Raw genomic sequence first — 22,368 nt, forward strand, 5'->3', positions numbered from 1 at the left:
TATGGTTCGCCTGCGCCGCAGGCGGCAAGCCCTTAGTGACTTATCAACTGGCCCTGAGCGACCCAAAGGATTAGTTTGAATATCGAAACTCGCGAAATAGTTTTAGAACCTGCGGATAACAATCGGTTGCTGAGCCTGTGCGGTCCGTTTGACGATAACGTAAAACAGCTGGAACGCCGGCTGGGCATTGAAATCAGCCGCCGCGATAACAGCTTTAAACTGGTTGGCCGTGCGCTCTGCGTTAACGCCGCCGCTGACATTCTGCGTAATCTGTACGTGGATACCGCGCCCGTACGCGGTGTGATCGCGGACATCGAGCCGGAACAGATTCACCTGGCGATTAAAGAGAGCCGCGTGCTGGAGCAAACGGCGGAAAGCGTGCCGGAATATGGCAAAGCGGTGAATATCAAAACCAAACGTGGCGTTATCAAGCCACGCACGCCGAATCAGGCGCAGTATATTGCCAATATTCTCGACCACGACATCACTTTCGGCGTTGGCCCTGCCGGTACGGGTAAAACCTATCTGGCGGTAGCCGCCGCGGTGGATGCGCTGGAGCGTCAGGAAATTCGTCGTATTCTGCTGACGCGTCCTGCTGTCGAAGCGGGTGAAAAGCTGGGCTTTTTGCCTGGTGACCTGAGCCAGAAAGTCGATCCTTACCTGCGTCCGCTGTATGACGCGCTGTTTGAGATGCTGGGCTTTGAGCGCGTTGAAAAGCTGATTGAACGCAACGTGATTGAGGTAGCGCCGCTGGCATATATGCGAGGCCGCACGCTGAATGATGCCTTTATCATTCTCGACGAAAGCCAGAACACCACCATCGAGCAGATGAAGATGTTTTTGACCCGTATTGGCTTTAACTCCAAAGCGGTGATTACCGGCGACATCACCCAGATCGACCTGCCGCGCAACGCCAAATCGGGTCTGCGCCATGCGATTGAGGTGCTGTCTGATGTTGAAGAGATCAGCTTTAACTTCTTCCACAGCGAAGACGTGGTGCGCCATCCGGTGGTCGCCCGCATCGTAACCGCTTATGAGGTATGGGAAGAAGCCGACCAAAAACGCCGCGATAAGCTGGCGGAAGAACGCAAGCGCGAAGCGCAGGCAGTACAAGCATCACAGGAACCAAAATGAGTCAGGTAATACTCGATCTACAACTGGCCTGCGAGCAGGCCAGCGGACTGCCTGACGAAGCCGATTTTCGTCGCTGGCTGGAAGCGGTGCTACCGCAGTTTCAACCGGAAAGCGAAGTCACCATTCGCGTAGTGGACGAAGCCGAGAGTCACGATCTTAACCTAACCTATCGCGGTAAGGATAAGCCGACCAATGTGCTTTCTTTCCCTTTTGAGGCGCCGCCGGGGATTGAGCTGCCGCTGCTGGGCGACCTGATTATTTGTCGTCAGGTCGTTGAGCAGGAAGCAGCTGAGCAGGAGAAAGCGCTGGAAGCACACTGGGCGCATATGGTTATCCACGGCAGCCTGCATTTGCTGGGATACGATCATATTGAAGATGATGAAGCCGAAGAGATGGAATCGCTGGAGACTGAGATAATGCTTGCTCTTGGTTATCCCGATCCGTACATTTCGGAGAAAGAGGCGCCGTAAGGCGACCTGCTATGAAACCCTGCCGGCAAACCGCTGGCAGGCCGATCCTGATAAAGTGAGACCCAAACCAGAACGCCATGAGCGACGACCATTCACAAAACAGCGACAGTCCCAGTAGTAAAAAGGGCTTCTTTTCCCTCATTCTCAACCAGCTTTTTCACGGTGAGCCTAAAAACCGTGAGGAATTGCTGGAACTCATTCGCGATTCCGAACAGAACGAGCTGATCGATCAGGATACCCGTGACATGCTGGAAGGCGTCATGGATATCGCCGAGCAGCGCGTCCGCGATATTATGATCCCTCGCTCCCAGATGATTACGCTGAAACGTAATCAAAGCCTGGAAGAGTGTCTGCAGGTAATTATTGAGTCTGCGCATTCACGTTTCCCGGTAATTAGCGAAGATAAAGATCATGTCGAAGGGATCCTGATGGCAAAAGATTTGCTGCCGTTTATGAGCAGCGAATCAGAGCCGTTCAGCATGGAGAAAGTGCTGCGTCCGGCGGTGGTTGTGCCTGAAAGCAAGCGCGTCGATCGCATGCTGAAAGAGTTTCGCTCCCAGCGCTATCACATGGCGATTGTCATCGATGAGTTTGGCGGCGTTTCCGGCCTGGTGACCATTGAAGACATTCTTGAGCTGATCGTGGGTGAAATCGAAGATGAATATGACGATGAAGAAGATCGGGATATTCGTCAGCTTAGCCGTCACTCCTATACCATTCGCGCCCTGACGCCGATTGAAGACTTTAACGAAGCCTTTGCGACGCAGTTCAGCGATGAAGAGGTCGATACCATTGGCGGCCTGGTGATGCAGGCGTTTGGTCATCTGCCAGCGCGCGGTGAAAGCATTGAGATTGAAGGTTATGAGTTTAAAGTCGCCATGGCGGATAGCCGTCGTATTATTCAGGTGCATGTAAAAATACCGGAAAATGCGCCGCTGCCTGTCCTGGAAGACTAACGCTTTTATGGCTAATGCCTGATTCTGGATGAATAACACATTTATGGCTATTGCCTCTCTCTATGCCCGTCAGCAGGTTCGCCTGCTGATGGCTTTATGTGCCGGCGCCGTCGGCACACTGGCTTTTTCCCCCTATGATTTTTGGCCTGCCGCGCTATTATCGTTAATCGGGCTGCAGGCGCTCACGCTGCAACGCACTACACCGCAGGCGGCCGCCATTGGCTTTGCCTGGGGTTTCGGCCTGTTCGGCAGCGGCATTAACTGGGTTTATGTCAGCATCGCCACCTTTGGCGGCATGCCCGGTCCGGTTAATGTGCTGCTGGTGATTTTGCTGGCCGCTTACCTTGCGCTCTATCCCCTACTGTTTGCGGCGGTCATTAACCGTCTTAGCCCGCGTACAACCTTATTAAGGCTAACGCTGCTGGCGCCCGTTGCCTGGCAGGTCAGCGAGTTTCTGCGCGGCTGGATCCTGACCGGCTTCCCCTGGCTGCAGTTCGGCTACAGTCAGATTGACGGCCCGCTGAAAGGGCTGGCGCCGCTGGCTGGCGTGGAATCGCTGACTTTCGTGCTGATGATTATCGCTGGCCTGGCGGTTTATGCACTGACGCAGTGTCGTCTGTGGCCTGCTCTGGCGGCGCTGGCGCTGTTGGTATTGCCCTGGCCGCTGCGTTATATCAGCTGGTATCAGCCGCAGCCTGCACGCGCGGTTAACGTTGCACTGGTGCAGGGCAACATTCCGCAGTCGTTGAAATGGGACCCGGAGCAGCTGCGTAATACGCTGCGCATCTACAGTGATTACTCCCGGCCCTTCATTGGCAAAGCGCCAATCATCATCTGGCCCGAATCGGCAATCTCCGATCTGGAAGTGAATCAACAGCCTTTCCTGCATGGGCTGGACAGCGCGTTTCAGGCTGGCGGCAGTACGCTGATTACCGGAATTGTTGATTCGCGGCTGGAGAACAATCGTTATCACGATTACAACTCGGTAATTGTTTTAGGCGGCAAGCAACCTTACAACTATTACGGCGGTAATCGCTATCAGAAAAATCATCTGGTGCCGTTTGGCGAGTTTGTACCGCTGGAATCGTTGTTACGTCCGCTGGCGCCGTTCTTCGATTTGCCGATGTCCTCTTTCAGCCGTGGCGATTATATTCAGCCCCAGCTGCAGGCCGCAGGCTACAACCTGACGACGGCCATCTGCTATGAAATCGTGCTGGGTCAGCAGGTTCGGGATAATTTCCGGCCCGCTACCGATTTTTTGCTGACGGTCTCCAACGATGCCTGGTTTGGGCATTCAATTGGCCCCTGGCAGCATTTCCAGATGGCGCGTATGCGTGCGCTGGAACTGGGACGGCCGCTATTGCGCAGCACCAATAATGGCGTAACCGCAGTGGTCGGCGCCGACGGCAACGTGCAACATATTATTCCGCAATTTACCCGTCAGGTTCTGGAGGCAAAGGTTACGCCGACTACCGGCCTGACGCCGTATGCGCGTACCGGCAACCTCACTGTCTGGCTGTTGACGCTGGTATTTGCGCTGGCTGCCATTGTTCTCGCCCGTCGCACAAACCGTTAATTATCCTCTCAGGCGAAGCCAGCGCGCTTCGCCTGCTTTCCTCTTTGTTTCTCCTTCATTAAAACGACATATTCCTCCCATAACGTGGCTGGCACAGCACTTGCATTATCTGGCTGGCGAAACCGCTACAGGCCTTAGTTGGCTTTAAAACATATTCGATATTGCACCGTTAAGGTTCAACCACTGCTCTCTGCCAGGGCAGCGCGGTAAAAATGCATCTATTTGGTGCGGCGGGCTTCGCAAAAAACAAACTTTTTTGTTTCATTGCGTTAACATTCCGCTATGTTAGAGGCTATTCAGAACGCGTTCTGGAACTGGAACGAAAAGAAAAGCAGCAGGCATAAATAATCTTATCTCGGTGCCTGGATTAGGTGCCAAAACGACGAAGGAGTTGGAACATGCAGATGCGTAAAGTGGCGCTGTCTCTTCTGTTGCTCAGTGCGGTAACAGGCGCGGCCCAGGCAGAAGAACTCACCGGCACGTTGAAAAAAATTAATGATAACGGCGTGATCGTTGTCGGGCATCGTGAATCTTCCGTTCCCTTTTCTTATTACGATAACCAACAGAAAGTCGTTGGCTATTCACAGGCCTACTCTAATGCCATCGTCGAAGCGATTAAGACCAAGTTAAACAAGCCTGATTTGCAGGTGAAGATGTTGCCTGTTACCTCACAAAACCGTATTCCTCTGCTGCAGAACGGCACTTACGATTTTGAATGTGGCTCCACCACCAATAACCTGGAGCGCCAGAAACAGGCTGCATTCTCCAATACGGTATTTATTATCGGCACGCGCCTGCTGGTTAAAAAAGGCAGCCCGATTAAAGATTTCACCGATCTGAAGGGTAAAACCGTGGTGGTGACTTCCGGTACTACTTCTGAAGTGCTGCTGCATAAACTGAATGATGAGAAGCATCTGGAGATGCGCATTATCAGCGCTAAAGATCATGGCGATTCGTTCCGCACGTTGGAAACCGGACGCGCCGTAGCCTTTATGATGGATGATGCCTTGCTGGCTGGCGAACGCGCCAAAGCGAAGAAGCCGGATAACTGGGAAATTGTCGGCACGCCGCAGTCGAAAGAAGCCTACGGCTGTATGTTGCGCAAAGACGATCCGGCCTTTAAGGCGCTGGTCGATGAAACCATCGCCAAAGCGCAGACCTCCGGCGAAGCGGCAAAATGGTTCGATACCTGGTTTAAACAGCCGATCCCGCCGAAAAACCTCAATATGAACTTTGCGCTTTCTGACGATATGAAAGCATTGTTCAAAACGCCAAATGATAAAGCGCTGAATTAATTACAACGAAAACAGGGGCGATGCGTCGCCCACTCGATTGCTGAAAACAGGCTCGGACAGACAGCGTCAGTCGGTCGTTCCCCGACAGACGTTCCACAGAAGCCTCTCATCAATCTTCAGGGTAGCTTAGCTACCCTTTTTTACCGGAGTTTGTTATGGGTATTGACTGGAACTGGGGCATCTTTTTTGAACAGGCCCCCTTTGGAAACACCACCTATCTCGGCTGGCTGTGGTCAGGATTACAAACCACCGTCACCGTCTCAGTTTGCGCCTGGGTTATCGCCTTTTTTGTCGGATCCTTTTTTGGCATTTTGCGTACCGCGCCCAGCCGTCTGCTGTCAGCTATCGGCACCTGCTATGTCGAGCTGTTCCGTAATATTCCGCTAATCGTTCAGTTCTTTTTCTGGTATCTGGTGGCGCCGGAGCTGGTGGGTGAAGATTTAGGCATGTGGTTTAAAGCTGAGCTGGATCCTAACCTGCAGTTTTTCCTCTCCTCCACTATCTGCCTCGGTCTGTTTACCGCGGCCCGCGTCTGTGAACAGGTCCGTGCCGCCATTCAGTCGCTGCCGCGCGGCCAGCAAAATGCCGGACTGGCGCTGGGATTAACGCTGCCGCAGACCTATCGCTATGTGCTGCTGCCCAACGCGTATCGGGTGATCGTGCCGCCGATGACCTCGGAAATGCTTAACCTGGTAAAAAATTCCGCTATCGCTTCCACCATCGGCCTGGTGGATATGGCTGCGCAAGCGGGCAAGCTGCTGGATTACTCCGCTCACGCCTATGAATCTTTTACCGCTATCACGCTCGCCTATATCGCCATCAACCTGATTATTATGCTGTTGATGAGCCTGGTGGAGCGCAAAGTGCGTTTACCTGGCAACATGGGGAGTAAATGATGTACGAATTTGACTGGAGTTCGATTGTCCCCAGCCTGCCCTACCTGCTCAACGGCCTGGTTATCACGCTGAAAATTACCGTCACGGCAGTGGTTTTCGGCATCCTGTGGGGAACCCTGCTGGCGGTAATGCGCCTTTCAACCTTCAAGCCGATCAGCTGGTTCGCCAAACTGTACGTCAACCTGTTCCGCTCCGTGCCGCTGGTCATGGTGCTGTTGTGGTTTTATCTGGTGGTGCCGAGCTTTTTACAGCAGGTGTTGGGATTGTCACCTAAAACCGATATTCGCCTGATTTCGGCGATGGTTGCCTTTTCGCTATTTGAAGCAGCCTACTATTCCGAAATTATTCGCGCCGGTATTCAAAGCATTTCCCGTGGGCAATCCAACGCGGGCCTCGCATTGGGAATGACGCCGTTACAAACCATGCGCCTGATTATTCTGCCGCAGGCGTTCCGCGCCATGGTGCCGCTGCTGCTGACGCAGGGCATTGTGCTGTTTCAGGATACCTCGCTGGTTTATGTGTTAAGTCTGGCCGATTTCTTCCGCACCGCCTCCTCCATCGGCGAGCGCGACGGTACGCAGGTCGAGATGATTCTGTTTGCCGGTCTGGTCTATTTCGTTATCAGTATTAGTGCGTCAACGCTGGTCAGCTATCTAAAAAGAAAAAGGACGGTATAAATGATTACCCTGAAAAACGTTTCAAAGTGGTATGGTCACTTTCAGGTGCTGACCGATTGCTCAACGCAGGTGAATAAAGGCGAAGTGGTCGTGGTGTGCGGCCCTTCCGGCTCCGGCAAGTCCACGCTGATCAAAACCGTCAACGGTCTTGAGCCGATTCAACAAGGCACCATTGAAGTTAACGGCATTCCGCTCAACGATAAGAAGACTAATCTGGCCCAGCTGCGTTCTAAAGTCGGCATGGTCTTCCAACATTTCGAACTCTTTCCTCATCTCAGCATTGTAGAAAACCTGACGCTGGCGCAAATCAAGGTATTGAAGCGCAACAAAGATGAGGCCAGAGAAAAAGGGCTGAAGCTGCTAACGCGCGTTGGCCTTTCCGCGCACGCTAACAAATTTCCCGGCCAGCTGTCAGGCGGACAACAGCAGCGCGTCGCGATTGCGCGCGCGCTCTGTATGGATCCGGTGGCGATGCTGTTTGACGAACCCACCTCCGCGCTCGACCCGGAAATGATTAATGAAGTGCTGGACGTGATGGTTGAGCTGGCCCATGAAGGCATGACGATGATGGTAGTAACGCATGAAATGGGCTTCGCCCGTAAAGTAGCGAATCGGGTCATCTTCATGGATGAGGGCAAGATTATCGAAGACACCCAGAAAGAGGCCTTTTTCGCCGATCCGCGTTCCGATCGCGCCAAAGATTTCCTGGCGAAGATCCTGCACTAACTAATGGCCAGGGCAGTCTGCAGGCTGCCCCGCTTTTTCCTGTCAGGGCGTAAAAGGCTGACGCTGAAAATGATCGTGTCCGCACTCCGGGCAGAGCGTCAGGGTTTCCGGCGTATAAATGGCCCGGGTAAAGTGGCATTTTTCACAGGCCAGATTACCTAACCCCACCACTTCGCCGCTTTGATAAACGCCATGATGATTCAGGTCCTGAAAGACTTCACGCCACTCCAGCTGGCTTTTGTCAGTAATGTCGGCCAGCTCTTTCCATAGACTTTCACGTATCACGCGCATAAACACGCTGTCGGTCGGATCGTCGTTTTCATTTTCATGATAGCTGCGGGCAAACTCTTCCAAATCGCGCTGTACCGCGCGCGTTACCTCATTCACTTCATTGCGGGTCAAATCGCTGTGCATTAGCAACTGTTGTCGGGCACGCTCAACCATGCCGTCAATATCGCGCTCGCCCTGGGTTAAGCGTTCACTCAGGGAAGCGATCAGCTGCTGATAATGGTGCGCCACCTTGTTCATATTTTCTCCTGTTATCAGCGGTAAACGTTTTCCTTAATTTTAGCGCTTATCGCAGATTTGCTCTGTCCGCGCAGCAATTGCCGGAAAATTTTGCAGCCATGCTTTCAGCTTGCAGAGAAATGGCCTGCCGGTAGCGGTCAGGTGTTGTTGCAGCAAAGCCTTATCGGCTATGCTATGCGGATCTTATCTACACAGTTCAGGCTTCGCGCTATTCATAAAGGACCACAGGCTGCCATGCAAGAGCAATACCGCCCGGAAGAGATCGAATCCCACGTTCAACAACACTGGGATCAACAACAGACCTTCAAAGTGACCGAAGAAGAAGGCAAAGAGAAATATTACTGCCTCTCAATGCTGCCCTATCCTTCCGGTCGCCTTCATATGGGCCATGTGCGCAACTACACCATTGGCGATGTGATTGCCCGCTACCAACGTATGCTGGGTAAAAACGTGCTACAGCCGATCGGCTGGGATGCTTTCGGTCTGCCTGCGGAAGGCGCCGCGGTGAAAAATAACACCGCGCCGGCCCCCTGGACCTACTCTAATATCGAATATATGAAGAACCAGCTGAAACTGCTGGGCTTCGGCTATGACTGGAGCCGCGAGCTGGCGACCTGTCAGCCGGAGTATTACCGCTGGGAGCAGTGGTTCTTCACTAAGCTGTATGAAAAAGGCCTGGTTTATAAAAAAACCTCGGCGGTTAACTGGTGCCCGAACGACCAAACCGTGCTGGCTAACGAGCAGGTGATCGACGGCTGCTGCTGGCGCTGCGATACCAAAGTTGAGCGTAAAGAGATCCCGCAGTGGTTTATTAAAATCACCGATTACGCTGATGAGTTGCTGAACGACCTGGACAAGCTGGAAGACTGGCCTGAACAGGTTAAAACCATGCAGCGTAACTGGATTGGCCGTTCTGAAGGGGTGGAAATCACTTTTGACGTGGCCGACAGCGAAGAGAAAGTCACCGTTTACACCACGCGTCCCGACACCTTTATGGGCGCGACCTATGTTGCCGTTGCCGCCGGTCATCCGCTGGCAACCCAGGCCGCCGTCAATAACCCGGCGCTAGCCGATTTTATTGCTGAATGCCGTAACACCAAGGTTGCCGAAGCTGATATGGCGACCATGGAGAAAAAAGGCATGGCCACCGGTCTGTTTGCCATCCATCCGCTGAGCGGCGAAAAGCTACCGGTTTGGGTCGCTAACTTTGTGCTGATGGAATATGGCACCGGTGCGGTAATGGCCGTTCCGGGACACGACCAGCGTGACTGGGAGTTCGCCACCAAGTACAACCTGCAAATTAAACCGGTAGTGCTGAACCTTGACGGCAGCGAGCCGGATATTAGCGCGGCGGCGATGACGGAAAAAGGCACCTTGTTTAACTCCGGCGAGTTTAACGGCCTCAGTCACGAAGCGGGCTTCAACGCCATCGCCGACAAGCTGGCGGAAAAAGGCGTCGGCGTACGCAAAGTGAACTATCGTCTGCGCGACTGGGGCGTTTCTCGTCAGCGCTACTGGGGCGCGCCTATTCCGATGGTGACGCTGGAAGATGGCACCGTAATGCCGACGCCGGAAGATCAGCTGCCGGTCATTCTGCCGGAAGATGTAGTGATGGACGGCATTACCAGCCCGATTAAAGCAGATCCTGAATGGGCGAAAACCACGGTGAACGGCCAGCCGGCGCTGCGTGAAACCGACACCTTCGATACCTTTATGGAATCGTCCTGGTATTACGCCCGTTATACCTGTCCCGATTTTGATAAAGGGATGCTGGATCCCGCAGCGGCGAACTACTGGCTGCCGGTCGATCAGTATGTTGGCGGCATTGAACATGCCATCATGCACCTGATGTATTTCCGCTTCTTCCATAAGCTGCTGCGCGATGCGGGTCTGGTCACCTCCGATGAACCGGCCAAACGCCTGCTGTGCCAGGGTATGGTACTGGCCGATGCGTTCTACTATCTGGGCGAAAACGGCGAGCGCAACTGGGTTTCCCCGGTTGACGTTACCGTTGAGCGCGATGAGAAAGGCCGCGTGGTGAAGGCATTCGACAATACCGGCCGTGAAGTGATTTACGCCGGCATGAGCAAAATGTCGAAATCGAAAAACAACGGTATTGATCCACAGCTGATGGTTGAACGCTACGGCGCCGATACCGTTCGTCTGTTTATGATGTTCGCGTCGCCAGCGGAAATGACGCTGGAATGGCAGGAATCCGGCGTGGAAGGAGCGAACCGCTTCCTGAAACGCGTCTGGAAACTGGCTTACGAACACAGTCAGAAAGGCGCAACCGTCGCGCTGGACATCAACAGCCTTAACGACGATCAGAAAGCGCTGCGCCGCGATCTGCACAAAACCATTGCTAAGGTTTCTGATGATATTGGCCGTCGTCAGACATTCAACACCGCCATCGCGGCGATTATGGAGCTGATGAATAAACTGGCGCGTGCGCCGCAGGACAGCGAGCAGGATCGCGCTCTGATGCAGGAAGCGCTGCTGGCTGTTGTGCGGATGCTCTATCCTTTCACTCCACACGCCAGTTTTGCCCTGTGGCAGGCGCTGGGCGGCGAAGGCGAAATCGACCAGGCACCATGGCCGGTTGCTGACGAAGCCGCTATGGTGGAAGATTCAGTACTGGTAGTGGTACAGGTTAATGGCAAAGTGCGCGGTAAAATTACCGTGGCGGCGGACGCGACTCAGGAACAGGTTCAGGCGCTGGCCGCGCAGGAGCATCTGGTAGCGAAATACCTGGACGGCGTAACGATTCGTAAAGTGATTTACGTCCCGGGCAAACTGCTTAACCTGGTTGTAGGTTAAGTTCAGGAGGAACTGTGCGACATCCGATTTTTACCCTTTTACTCAGCCTGGCGGTATTGATTACCGCCGGCTGCGGTTTCCATCTGCGCAGCACGACTCAGGTGCCGCATGAGTTACGCACCCTGGTATTGCAAAGCAGCGATCCCTACGGTCCGATGACGCGTGCGGTGCGTCAGCAGCTGCGTCTGAACAATATTACGATTGTGGAAGCGGAGAATGCGGGCACCCGTACCGATCTGCCAACGCTGCGAGTGGGGGGCGAACGTCAGTCGCAGGATACCGCATCGGTATTTCAGAACGGCGTGACGGCGGAGTACTCGATGGTAATGACGCTGAGCGCACAGGTCGTTATCCCTAATAAGGGTATCTATCCTATCAACGCGACAACGTACCGTTCGTTCTTCGATAACCCGCTGGCCGCGCTGGCGAAAGATGCGGAGCAAAGCATCATTCGCGATGAAATGCGTCAGCGCGTAGCGGAGCAACTGGTGCGTAAGCTGCTGACAGTTCATGCCGCCCAGCTGAACGACAAAGAGACCCTGCCGGCACCTGATGTCCTGGCGCCGGGAGAAGATTCGCCGGAAGTCTCCTCTTCTTCAGCTACCAGTCTGCAATGATCAGGATTTACCCTGAACAACTCCACGCGCAGCTCCAGGAGGGGCTGCGCGTCTGCTATCTGCTTATCGGCAATGAGCCCTTGCTGTTGCAGGAAAGCCATGACGCCATCAAGGCCTGCGCGCAACAGCAAGGTTTTATTGAGCATTTCAACGTGGTGTTGGATAACAACACCGACTGGGATAGCGTTTTTAGCAACTGTCAGGCGATGAGCCTGTTTGCCAGTCGCCAGACGCTCACCTTGACGCTGCCGGAAAACGGCCCTAACGCAGCCATGGCGACCCAGCTGGAAAAGCTGAGTACGCTGCTGCATAGCGATATTTTGCCAATTATTATTGGCAACAGGCTGACCAAAGCGCAGGAAAACAGCGCCTGGTTTAAAGCGCTTAGCGCGCAGGCGGTGCTGGTTCCCTGTGCCACGCCTGAGCATGCGCAGCTGCCGCGTTGGGTTGCCGCTCGCGCCAAAAATATGCGGCTCGATCTGGATGAAGCGGCCTGCCAGCTGTTGTGTTACTGCTACGAAGGTAATCTACTGGCGCTGGCGCAGGCGCTGGAGCGCCTGTCGCTGCTCTGGCCCGATGGAAAGCTGACCTTGCCGCGCGTAGAACAGGCGGTAAGCGATGCGGCGCACTTTACCCCTTTTCATTGGGTTGACGCGCTGCTGGCTGGTAAGAGCAAACGCGCCCTGCATATTCTGCGGCAGCTGGCCGCCGAAGAGAGCGAGCCGGTGATTTTAATCCGCACTCTGCAGCGCGAATTGTTGCTGCTGCTGACATTACAGCGTCAGCAGCACAATGTTCCGCTGCGTACGCTGTTCGATCAGCATCGCGTCTGGCAAAACCGCCGCGCGCTGTTCAGCGAAGCGTTGCAGCGCCTCACCTTGCTGCAAATCCGTCAGGCTATTAGCTTGCTGACGCGTTTAGAAATTACGCTTAAGCAGGATTATGGTCAGCGCCTGTGGCCGGAGCTGGAAACGCTCTCGCTACTGCTGTGCAATAAAGCGCTGCCTGCAGAATTAGGCGAATTTTAAATGGCTTCACTTCACGCGCTCTACGGCGGCACTTTCGATCCCATTCATTACGGTCATCTGAAAACGGTAGAGGCGCTGGCGCACGAGGTGGGCTTACAGCAGGTCACGCTGTTGCCGAATAATGTGCCGCCGCATCGGCCTCAGCCCGAAGCCAGCACAGCACAACGTGTCGCCATGGTTAAACTTGCTATCGCCGATCGGCCGCTTTTTACGCTCGATACGCGGGAACTGGAGCGCGAGACGCCCTCTTATACGGTAGAAACACTGGAGCAGCTGCGCGCGGAGCGCGGTGTTGAGCAGCCGCTGGCCTTTATCATTGGCCAGGATTCCCTGCTCAGCCTGCATAAATGGCATCGCTGGCAACAGCTGACGGCGCTCTGTCACCTGCTGGTTTGCCAACGTCCCGGTTACGATCGCGCGATGCCGACCCCGGAACTGCAACGCTGGCTGGATCGCCATCAGACGCACAATGTCAGCGCACTACATCAGCAGCCGGGCGGTTTGATTTGGCTGGCCGATACGCCGCTGGTGCCGGTTTCGGCCACTGAAATTCGTACGCGTCGGCATCAGGGGTTAGCCTGCGATGACTTGCTTCCTGCCGCCGTTATCGACTATATCAATCAACAGGGCTTATATCGCCCTTGATAAGCGCATGGTATACTGCGCCGCTCAATTTTTCAGGCGTCGCCAGGCGACGTTTGACAGACCACAGAAACGCTTAAAAGGGGAACCTTTTGCAAGGTAAAGAACTCCAAGACTTCGTTATTGATAAGATTGATGATCTGAAAGGTCAGGATATTGTTTCTATCAATGTGCAGGGTAAATCCAGCATCACCGATTGCATGATCATCTGTACCGGCACCTCTACGCGTCATGTGATGTCGATTGCCGATCACGTGATGGAAGAGTCGCGCGCCGCTGGCCTGATGCCGCTCGGCGTGGAAGGCAAAAATGTTGCCGACTGGGTGGTGGTCGATCTCGGTGAGGTAATTGTTCATGTCATGCAGGAAGAGAGTCGTCACCTGTATGAACTGGAAAAACTCTGGAGTTAAGCAGTGAAGTTGCAGCTTGTTGCCGTAGGCACCAAAATGCCGGATTGGGTGCAAACCGGCTTTATGGAATACCTGCGTCGCTTTCCAAAAGATATGCCGCTGGAGCTGACTGAAGTCTCAGCTGGCAAGCGCGGCAAAAATGCGGATATTAAGCGCATTCTTGAAAAGGAAGGGGAAGCGATGCTGGCAGCCGTCGGTAAGGGTAACCGTATTGTGACGCTGGATATTCCAGGGCAGCCCTGGGAAACGCCACAGCTTGCCCAACAGCTGGAGCGCTGGAAGCAGGATGGACGCGATGTCAGCCTGCTGATTGGCGGCCCGGAAGGGTTGTCCCCGGCCTGCAAAGCTGCCGCAGAACAGAGCTGGTCTCTTTCAGCACTGACGCTGCCTCATCCGCTGGTACGCGTGTTGGTCGCAGAAAGCCTGTATCGTGCATGGAGCATTACTGCGAATCATCCTTATCACCGTGAATAATTCGATAAGGCAAAACGGACACCCAAACAGCGGATGAAATCTCAACGCAACTCTTTTCGTGACTATACTGCCGAGCAGACACTCTTTGTACGGCGGGCGCTGCTGGCGTTCGTCGGCATTTTGCTGCTTTCCGGCGTACTGGTCGTTAATCTGTATCACCTGCAGATTTTACGCTTCGAAGATTACAGCACCCGCTCTAACCAAAACCGTATCAAGCTAGTGCCGGTCGCGCCAAGCCGCGGCATTATTTATGACCGCAACGGCACGCCGCTGGCGCTGAATCGTACCATTTATCAGGCGGAGCTGGTGCCGGAAAAGGTCGATAATCTTAAGCAGACACTGCAAGATTTGCGGCCGATACTCGATCTGACCGATGACGATCTTGAGAATTTCGAGAAAGAGCGTAAACGCTCGCGTCGCTTCACTTCTATTGCCCTGAAAACTGCGCTGAATGATGTTCAGGTCGCCCGTTTTGCCGTTAACCAATACCGTTTTCCCGGCGTTGAGGTGAAAGGCTATCAGCGTCGCTACTATCCTTATGGTCAAACCCTGACCCACGTCGTGGGCTACGTATCGAAAATTAACGATCGTGACGTGGCGCGCCTCGATAAAGAGGGAAAGTGGCCTAACTATGCGGCAACGCATGATATTGGCAAACTCGGCATCGAGAACTATTACGAAGATGTGCTGCACGGTAAAACCGGCTATGAAGAGGTTGAGGTTAACAACCGTGGCCGCGTCATTCGCCAGCTTCATGAGCAATCGCCACAAGCCGGACGCGACATCTGGCTGACTATCGATCTCAAGCTTCAGCAGTATATCGAAACCTTGCTGGTTGGCAGCCGCGCGGCGGTCGTCGTCAGCGATCCGCGTACCGGCGAGATTTTGGCGATGGTGTCCACGCCCAGCTACGATCCCAACCTGTTTGTCGATGGGATTTCCAGCAAGGATTATAAGGCGCTGTTGCAGGACGAGAATCGTCCGCTTTATAACCGTGCCATTCAGGCCGCCTATCCGCCCGCCTCTACCGTCAAGCCTTATGTCGCCGTTTCCGCGCTGAGCGCTGGCGTCATTACGCGCAATACCAGCCTGTTCGATCCGGGCTGGTGGCAGCTTCCAGGTTCTGAAAAGCGCTATCGCGACTGGAAAAAATGGGGCCATGGTCGTCTGAACGTGACGAAATCGCTGGAAGAATCTGCGGATACCTTCTTCTATCAGGTTGCCTATGATATGGGCATCGATCGCCTGTCGGAGTGGATGAATAAATTTGGCTACGGCCAGCGCACCGGTATTGATTTGCCGCAGGAAAACCCCGGCAACATGCCTACGCGCGAATGGAAGATGAAGCGGTTTAAAAAGCCATGGTATCAGGGTGACACCATTCCGGTCGGCATTGGTCAGGGCTACTGGACCGCCACACCGCTACAGATGAATAAGGCGCTGATGATTTTGATTAACGATGGCGTTATCAAAACGCCTCATCTGCTGCGCGCGACGCGGGAAAATAACCTGATGGTGCCTTACCGTCAGCCACCCGCCACTCCGATTGGCGATATTCACTCCGGCTATTGGGAAATTGCCAAAGATGGCATGTATGGCGTTGCTAACCGGCCAAACGGCACTGCTCATAAAAGTTTTGATAACGCGCCTTATAAAATCGCAGCAAAATCAGGTACGGCGCAGGTGTTTGGCCTGAAAGAAAATGAAACCTATAACGCGCATAAGATTGCTGAACGCCTGCGCGATCATAAACTGATGACGGCGTTCGCGCCTTACGACAAACCGCGCGTTGCGGTAACCATAATTCTGGAAAACGGCGGCGCCGGACCGGCAGTCGGTACGGTAATGCGTCAAATCCTCGACCATATTATGTTAGGTGATAACAATACGGTGCTGCCTGATGCGACGCCGACACCACCCGGTTATGAAGGTGAATAACAATGTCCATGAACGATAGCCCACAAAAAAAATCGATCTGGACCAAAATTCATATCGACCCTCTGTTTCTGATTATCATTGCTTGTCTGCTGATCTACAGCGCCTTCGTAATGTGGAGCGCCAGCGGTCAGGATCCGGGCATGATGGAACGCAAAATTGGCCAGATTTTTATGGGTCTGGCGGTCATGGTAGCCATGGCACAGATACCGCCGCGCGTTTATGAAGGCTGGGCGCCCTATTTATATATCGTCTGTGTGATATTACTGATCGCGGTCGACGCCTTCGGCCACATCAGTAAAGGGGCGCAACGCTGGCTCGATCTCGGTATCGTACGTTTTCAGCCCTCCGAAATCGCTAAAATTGCCGTTCCGCTAATGGTGGCGCGCTTTATCAACCGCGACGTTTGTCCGCCTACCTTAAAAAACACCGGCATTGCGCTGGTATTAATTTTTGTTCCCACCTTGCTGGTTGCCGCGCAGCCCGATCTCGGCACCTCGATTCTGATCGCCGCGTCCGGTCTGTTCGTGCTGTTTCTCTCCGGCATGAGCTGGAAACTGATCGGCATCGCTGTGCTGCTGGTCGCCGCTTTTATTCCCGTGCTGTGGTTCTTCCTGATGCACGATTACCAGCGCGACCGCGTCATGATGCTGCTCGATCCCGAAAGCGATCCGCTGGGCGCGGGCTATCATATTATCCAGTCGAAGATCGCTATCGGCTCCGGCGGCCTGCGCGGCAAAGGCTGGCTGCACGGCACGCAATCGCAGCTGGAATTTCTGCCGGAACGTCATACGGACTTTATTTTTGCGGTACTGGCCGAAGAACTGGGCCTGGTCGGCGTGCTGATTCTGCTGGCGCTCTATCTGCTGCTGATTATGCGCGGCCTGATTATCGCCGCGCGTGCGCAAACCACTTTTGGTCGCGTGATGGCGGGCGGCCTGATGCTGATTTTGTTTGTCTATGTTTTCGTTAATATCGGCATGGTAAGTGGTATCTTACCGGTCGTAGGCGTTCCGCTGCCGCTGGTGAGTTACGGCGGATCGGCGCTGATTGTTTTGATGGCGGGATTTGGCATCGTTATGTCAATCCACACACACCGAAAATTATTGTCTAAAAGCGTTTAAGAGGCTCTCGATGCGTAAGGATTGGCTTTGGGTGGGTGCAGCCTCGCTGCTGTTAGCCGCCTGTACCACAAATACAGAACAGCAGACGTCCGCTCCGCAGCAGCCCGCCTATAATGGTCCGGTTGTTGAAATCGGCGGCGTCGAGCCGCGTTATGAGCCGATTAATCCTGCGACCAGCCAGGATTACAGCGTTAACGGCAAAACGTACCGCATTATTAAAGATCCTTCCAATTACAGCGAAACCGGTCTGGCGGCCTGGTATGGCGACGAAGCGAACGGCACCCGGACCGCTACTGGCGAACCCTTTGATTCCGAAGCCTTAACCGCCGCGCATCCTACCCTGCCGTTGCCCAGCTATGTCCGCGTAACCAACCTGGCGAATGGCAGGCAGCTGGTCGTGCGCGTGAACGATCGTGGGCCTTACACGCCAGGCCGGATTATCGACCTTTCGCGCGCGGCGGGCGATCGGCTGAATATCTCGAACAATACCCGTGTGCGTCTCGATTATATTAAAGTCGCGCCGGACGGTTCGCTCTCAGGACCCGGCACCGTTGGCACCGTGGTCGCCAAACAAAGCTATGCCCTGCCCTCTCGCCCCGATATTGGCGGCGGTATGACGATAATGGGCGGCGCAGCGGCGCCTGTAGAACAGCCGCAGAATGTGCATCCGGTGGATAACAGCACGTTAACCAGCGAAAATCAGATGGGCGCCCCGGTCCACAGCAGCGGCTTCCTTGGCGCGCCGACGCCGTTACAGCCAGGCGTGTTGGAAGGCAGCGAACCTGAAGCGCCAGCAGCAGTCAGTACACCGGTCGCGGCCAGCGCGCCTGCCAGTGCAGAGAACAGCGCTGCCGGAAATTATGTGGTACAGGTTGGCGCACTAAGCGATGCCAGTCGCGCGCAACAATGGGCCGATAAGCTGAAGTCGCAGTTTGGCGTGCCAGCTGCCGTCGCCAGCAGCGGAAAACTTTATCGCGTACAGCTGGGGCCTTTCGCCTCGCGTCAGCAGGCGGCGGCGCTACAGCAGCGGCTGATTAGCGAAGCCAGTCAGCAATCCTTTATTACCGTGATCCATAGCGGCATGTAAAAACCAGTGGCGACAACTTTGCGTTGGCTCGACAGAAGCTGGCTGGCTGCTGATTTTGTCAACGCGAAGTTGGATGCCTGTAAAAACGCCTTTTGCTATAGTAAGGCACTTTTTTCACTAACCTCCACGGATGTTGTTGTCCCTAACATGAATACGCTGAAAACCTGTCACTATTTTAAGCGCCTGGCGGCGGGCACCGTGATTGCCCTGAGCCTGAGTCAGGTCGCGCTGGCTGAAGATATTAATCTTAAAACCATGATCCCCGGCGTACCGGATATTGACGCAGAAGCGTATATCCTAATCGATTATAACTCCGGGAAAGTCCTCGCTGAAAAGAACGCCGACGCACGCCGCGACCCTGCCAGTCTGACAAAAATGATGACCAGCTACGTCATTGGTCAGGCAGTGAAGGCAGGCAAAATCCATCAGGATGATATTGTTACCGTCGGACAGGATGCCTGGGCGACCGGTAACCCCGTCTTCCGCGGATCCTCGCTGATGTTTTTGAAGCCTGGCGATCGCGTGCCGGTTTCGCAGCTGACGCGCGGTATCGTGCTGCAGTCCGGCAACGATGCCTGTGTTGCCATGGCGGATTATGTCGCCGGCAGCCAGGATGCGTTTGTTGGCCTGATGAACAACTATGTGAAGGCGCTGGGTTTACAGAACACCCACTTCCAGACGGTTCATGGTCTGGACGCCGAAGGACAATATAGCTCCGCGCGCGATATGGCGCTGATTGGTCAGGCGCTGATCCGTGATGTGCCGGAAGAATATGCGGTTTATAAAGAAAAAGAGTTTACCTTCAATAATATTCGTCAGACCAACCGTAACGGTCTGCTGTGGGATACCAGCCTGAACGTTGACGGTATCAAAACCGGCCACACCGCTTCTGCGGGCTACAACCTGGTCGCCTCCGCGACCGAAGGTCAGATGCGTCTGATCTCCGCGGTGCTGGGCGGTCATACCTATAAAGGTCGTGAAGTTGAAAGTAAAAAGCTGCTGACCTGGGGCTTCCGCTTCTTTGAAACCGTCGCGCCGTTGAAAGCCGGTAAAGAATTTGCCTCTGAACCCGTATGGTTCGGTAACAGCGATCGCGTTCAGCTTGGCGTGGATAAAGATATGTACCTGACCATTCCTCGTGGTCGGATGAAAGACCTGAAAGCCAGCTATGTGTTGAACAATACCGAACTGCATGCGCCACTGCAGAAAAACCAGGTGGTTGGCACGATCAACTTCCAGCTGGACGGTAAAACCATTGAGCAACGCCCGCTGGTGGTGCTGAATGAAGTGCCGGAAGGCGGTTTCTTCGGCCGTATTATCGATTATATCAAGTTGATGTTTCACCACTGGTTTGGCTAAGGCGCGTCTGTTGTAGTTGATATTGTCAGCATTCGCCCATATAACCAGATAATCAGTAAGCTCCCGCTGCGGCGGGAGTCTTTTTTAGCACCGGAGTCCCTATGAAAACCAAACTGAATGAACTGCTCGAATTTCCTTGTTCCTTTACTTATAAAGTAATGGGCCTGGCGCAACCGGAGCTGGTTGATAATGTGGTGGAAGTGGTGCAGCGTCACGCTCCAGGCGATTATACGCCCGATGTAAAGCCCAGCAGCAAAGGCAACTACCACTCCGTTTCTATCACCATCAACGCCACGCATATTGAGCAGATTGAAACCCTGTACGAAGAACTGGGTAAAATTGAAATTGTGCGCATGGTGCTGTAACCATCGCCAACTGTCCGGGCGGGTAGAGCTCGCCCAGGACCCGCGTTATACTTCCTTCTTTCTCTGAAGCGGAAAGCACGTTTTGCAGCAGCCTTCTCTTATTGTTCGCCAGCTGGGCCTGCGCCCCTGGGAACCCGTCTCTCTTGCGATGCACCAGTTTACCGATCAACGTACTGCCGATACGCCAGACGAGCTGTGGCTGGTAGAGCATATGCCCGTGTTTACGCAGGGGCAGGCCGGCAAAGCAGAGCATTTATTAATGCCTGGCGATATTCCGGTGGTTCAGAGCGATCGCGGCGGCCAGGTGACCTATCATGGCCCTGGTCAGCAGGTCATGTATGTGTTAATCGACCTGAAACGCCGTAAGCTGGGCGCGCGTCAGCTGGTTACTGCCATTGAGGAAACGGTAGTGGCGACGCTGGCGCATTATGATGTGGAAGCCTATGCCCGTCCTGATGCGCCGGGCGTTTACGTTGACGGCAAAAAAATCTGCTCGCTGGGCCTGCGAATTCGCCAGGGCTGTTCTTTTCACGGCCTGGCATTGAATATCAACATGGATCTGGCACCGTTTCTGCGTATCAATCCCTGCGGCTATGCCGGGTTGGAAATGACACAGCTGAGTGCGTTCCGGGCGGGCGTGACGCCTTCTGATGTCCAGCCAGTACTGGTAGAAAAATTTTTGCAGCAGCTGGCTATTCCTTCTGCCCGCTGGCAACCTGCGGAAACATCAGCGGTCTTGTAACCGTGCGTGCTGCTTTACAATTTTGCAACCTAAACGCGCCCTGGCAGGCTGTTTGTCAGGCGGTGAGATGATATAATTTTTGCACATTTTTCAAATAAAGTTGAAAAAGCAGCCGACTCATTGAGTTACAGCCTCTTTTCAAACTGCAATCCAACCTGGAAACTGCAAGCTTATGAGTAAACCGATTCAGATGGAACGCGGCGTTAAATATCGCGACGCAGACAAAATGGCGTTAATCCCGGTAAAAACGGTGGTTACCGAGCGTCAGGAATTATTGCGCAAGCCCGAATGGATGAAGATTAAACTGCCCGCCGACTCCAGCCGTATTCAGGGTATTAAGGCAGCAATGCGTAAAAATGGTCTGCACTCTGTCTGTGAAGAGGCCTCTTGCCCTAACCTTGCAGAATGTTTTAACCACGGTACCGCAACCTTTATGATCCTTGGCGCCATCTGTACGCGTCGCTGCCCGTTCTGCGATGTGGCGCATGGCCGTCCGCTTACGCCTGACAGCAACGAGCCGGTGAAGCTGGCGCAGACGATTGCCGATATGGGCCTGCGTTATGTGGTGGTGACCTCAGTGGATCGTGACGATCTGCGCGACGGCGGCGCTCAGCATTTTGCTGACTGCATCAGTGCTATTCGTGAAAAAAATCCGACCATCAAAATTGAAACGCTGGTGCCCGACTTCCGCGGCCGTATGGATCGCGCGCTGGAAATTCTTACCGCCACGCCGCCGGATGTGTTTAACCACAACCTGGAAAACGTGCCGCGTATCTATCGCCAGGTTCGTCCCGGCGCCAACTATGAATGGTCTCTGAAGCTGCTGGAACGTTTTAAAGAAGCGCACCCGGAGATCCCAACCAAGTCAGGCTTAATGGTTGGGCTGGGAGAGACCAATGCGGAAATTATCGAGGTTATGCGCGATTTACGTCGTCATGGCGTGACGATGCTGACGCTGGGCCAGTATTTGCAGCCAAGCCGCCACCATCTTCCGGTTCAGCGCTATGTCAGCCCGGCGGAATTTGATGAGATGAAAGAAGAAGCGCTGGCGATGGGCTTCACCCATGCGGCCTGTGGTCCTTTTGTCCGCTCCTCCTACCATGCCGATTTGCAGGCAAAAGGGCTGGAAGTGAAATAAGCGTTACCGAGGACCAAAAAAACGCAGCGAGAGCTGCGTTTTTTATCGGCGGAGCAAAGCAGATGATTTATGAAAAAAGCCGCCGTCGGGATGCAAAAAAAGCCAGCTAAGCTGGCTTTTTTCATGCAGTAAAAGTTACATCTTGTAACTTCACACTGCCGCAATGGTTACTCTTTGTGGGTTACGCGCTCTGCTGGCATCTCTTCTGCCTTAGCAGCCGGTGCCACGTCCTCGTCCTTCATCGCCTTTTTAAAGCCTTTAATGGCGGCACCTAAATCGCCACCCAGCGAACGGAGTTTATTCGTGCCAAACAGCAGTACGATCAACGCACCGATAACCAGTAACTTGGCAATACTGATACCTTCCATAACA

Annotated in this window: 23 protein-coding genes; 21 read left to right on the plus strand and 2 right to left on the minus strand. The window is 54.0% G+C overall.

The features are described from left to right. The first annotated feature begins 75 nt into the window (after positions 1-75). The 8 genes from P3C52_RS13285 (at position 76) to P3C52_RS13320 (ending at position 7,730) form a co-directional block, all read left to right on the plus strand. Positions 76-1,134, plus strand: coding sequence for a PhoH family protein (locus tag P3C52_RS13285; RefSeq protein WP_275555461.1), 1,059 nt, complete (start codon positions 76-78; stop codon positions 1,132-1,134). Then, entirely contained in the window at positions 1,131-1,604 is a 474-nt protein-coding gene (gene ybeY / locus P3C52_RS13290; RefSeq protein ID WP_275555462.1) for an rRNA maturation RNase YbeY, read from the plus strand. The genes P3C52_RS13285 and ybeY overlap by 4 nt, the downstream gene beginning before the upstream one ends. A 77-nt stretch (positions 1,605-1,681) precedes the next feature. Beyond that, complete coding sequence (gene corC, locus P3C52_RS13295) at positions 1,682-2,560, plus strand: CNNM family magnesium/cobalt transport protein CorC (RefSeq protein ID WP_275555463.1); 879 nt, start codon at positions 1,682-1,684, stop codon at positions 2,558-2,560. Positions 2,561-2,603: 43 nt separating this feature from the next. After that, entirely contained in the window at positions 2,604-4,136 is a 1,533-nt protein-coding gene (gene lnt, locus P3C52_RS13300; RefSeq protein WP_275555488.1) for an apolipoprotein N-acyltransferase, read from the plus strand. A gap of 398 nt (positions 4,137-4,534) precedes the next feature. Continuing rightward, positions 4,535-5,431 (plus strand): amino acid ABC transporter substrate-binding protein, encoded by an 897-nt coding sequence (locus P3C52_RS13305; protein WP_275555464.1) that lies wholly within the window; start codon positions 4,535-4,537, stop codon positions 5,429-5,431. Between the two features lie 155 nt (positions 5,432-5,586). Beyond that, entirely contained in the window at positions 5,587-6,327 is a 741-nt protein-coding gene (locus tag P3C52_RS13310) for an amino acid ABC transporter permease (RefSeq protein ID WP_275555465.1), read from the plus strand. Then, the gene (gene gltK, locus P3C52_RS13315) at positions 6,327-7,004 is read left to right on the plus strand and encodes a glutamate/aspartate ABC transporter permease GltK (RefSeq protein WP_275555489.1); all 678 of its coding nucleotides are present in this window, start codon (positions 6,327-6,329) and stop codon (positions 7,002-7,004) included. The genes P3C52_RS13310 and gltK overlap by 1 nt, the downstream gene beginning before the upstream one ends. After that, positions 7,005-7,730 carry an amino acid ABC transporter ATP-binding protein gene (locus P3C52_RS13320; protein WP_275555466.1) on the plus strand — a complete coding sequence of 242 codons (726 nt, stop codon included), beginning with the start codon at positions 7,005-7,007 and terminating at the stop codon, positions 7,728-7,730. It abuts the gene before it with no gap. Positions 7,731-7,772: 42 nt separating this feature from the next. Here P3C52_RS13320 and P3C52_RS13325 read toward each other — a convergent pair whose 3' ends face one another. Further along, on the minus strand, positions 7,773-8,258 hold the full coding sequence (locus P3C52_RS13325; protein ID WP_275555467.1) for a zinc ribbon-containing protein: 486 nt from the start codon (positions 8,256-8,258) through the stop codon (positions 7,773-7,775). Positions 8,259-8,492: 234 nt separating this feature from the next. Between P3C52_RS13325 and leuS the strand changes: the two genes are divergently transcribed. The 13 genes from leuS to lipA all read left to right on the plus strand — a co-directional run bounded on the left by leuS (position 8,493) and on the right by lipA (position 21,996). Further along, on the plus strand, positions 8,493-11,075 hold the full coding sequence (leuS, locus tag P3C52_RS13330) for a leucine--tRNA ligase (RefSeq protein WP_275555468.1): 2,583 nt from the start codon (positions 8,493-8,495) through the stop codon (positions 11,073-11,075). A gap of 14 nt (positions 11,076-11,089) precedes the next feature. Further along, positions 11,090-11,692, plus strand: coding sequence for an LPS assembly lipoprotein LptE (gene lptE / locus P3C52_RS13335; protein ID WP_275555469.1), 603 nt, complete (start codon positions 11,090-11,092; stop codon positions 11,690-11,692). Beyond that, the gene (gene holA / locus P3C52_RS13340; RefSeq protein WP_275555470.1) at positions 11,689-12,720 is read left to right on the plus strand and encodes a DNA polymerase III subunit delta; all 1,032 of its coding nucleotides are present in this window, start codon (positions 11,689-11,691) and stop codon (positions 12,718-12,720) included. Before lptE ends, holA begins: the two co-directional genes overlap by 4 nt. Further along, entirely contained in the window at positions 12,721-13,365 is a 645-nt protein-coding gene (gene nadD, locus P3C52_RS13345; RefSeq protein WP_275555471.1) for a nicotinate-nucleotide adenylyltransferase, read from the plus strand. It abuts the gene before it with no gap. 89 nt (positions 13,366-13,454) lie between these two features. After that, entirely contained in the window at positions 13,455-13,772 is a 318-nt protein-coding gene (gene rsfS / locus P3C52_RS13350; protein WP_275555472.1) for a ribosome silencing factor, read from the plus strand. Between the two features lie 3 nt (positions 13,773-13,775). After that, complete coding sequence (gene rlmH / locus P3C52_RS13355) at positions 13,776-14,246, plus strand: 23S rRNA (pseudouridine(1915)-N(3))-methyltransferase RlmH (RefSeq protein WP_103058767.1); 471 nt, start codon at positions 13,776-13,778, stop codon at positions 14,244-14,246. A 33-nt stretch (positions 14,247-14,279) separates the two neighbouring features. After that, positions 14,280-16,184: a peptidoglycan DD-transpeptidase MrdA gene (gene mrdA, locus P3C52_RS13360; protein ID WP_275555473.1), complete on the plus strand. Its 1,905-nt coding sequence runs from the start codon at positions 14,280-14,282 to the stop codon at positions 16,182-16,184. Between the two features lie 8 nt (positions 16,185-16,192). Next, positions 16,193-17,305: a peptidoglycan glycosyltransferase MrdB gene (gene mrdB, locus P3C52_RS13365; RefSeq protein ID WP_275555490.1), complete on the plus strand. Its 1,113-nt coding sequence runs from the start codon at positions 16,193-16,195 to the stop codon at positions 17,303-17,305. 10 nt (positions 17,306-17,315) lie between these two features. Beyond that, positions 17,316-18,392, plus strand: a complete 1,077-nt coding sequence (gene rlpA / locus P3C52_RS13370) for an endolytic peptidoglycan transglycosylase RlpA (protein WP_275555474.1) — start codon at positions 17,316-17,318, stop codon at positions 18,390-18,392. A 147-nt stretch (positions 18,393-18,539) separates the two neighbouring features. Beyond that, positions 18,540-19,751, plus strand: a complete 1,212-nt coding sequence (dacA, locus tag P3C52_RS13375) for a D-alanyl-D-alanine carboxypeptidase DacA (protein ID WP_275555475.1) — start codon at positions 18,540-18,542, stop codon at positions 19,749-19,751. 101 nt (positions 19,752-19,852) lie between these two features. Then, a complete protein-coding gene (gene ybeD, locus P3C52_RS13380; protein WP_275555476.1) occupies positions 19,853-20,116 on the plus strand; it encodes a DUF493 family protein YbeD in 264 nt (87 codons plus the stop codon). An 82-nt stretch (positions 20,117-20,198) separates the two neighbouring features. After that, a complete protein-coding gene (gene lipB, locus P3C52_RS13385) occupies positions 20,199-20,858 on the plus strand; it encodes a lipoyl(octanoyl) transferase LipB (protein WP_275555477.1) in 660 nt (219 codons plus the stop codon). A gap of 172 nt (positions 20,859-21,030) precedes the next feature. After that, entirely contained in the window at positions 21,031-21,996 is a 966-nt protein-coding gene (gene lipA / locus P3C52_RS13390; protein WP_275555478.1) for a lipoyl synthase, read from the plus strand. A 167-nt stretch (positions 21,997-22,163) separates the two neighbouring features. Here the strand turns inward: lipA and tatE are convergent, their stop codons facing one another. Next, positions 22,164-22,364: a twin-arginine translocase subunit TatE gene (tatE, locus tag P3C52_RS13395; protein WP_275555479.1), complete on the minus strand. Its 201-nt coding sequence runs from the start codon at positions 22,362-22,364 to the stop codon at positions 22,164-22,166. Positions 22,365-22,368 lie beyond the last annotated feature (4 nt).

Origin of the sequence: Mixta sp. Marseille-Q2659 (genome assembly GCF_940807255.1) — a bacterium.
Classification (GTDB): domain Bacteria; phylum Pseudomonadota; class Gammaproteobacteria; order Enterobacterales; family Enterobacteriaceae; genus Mixta.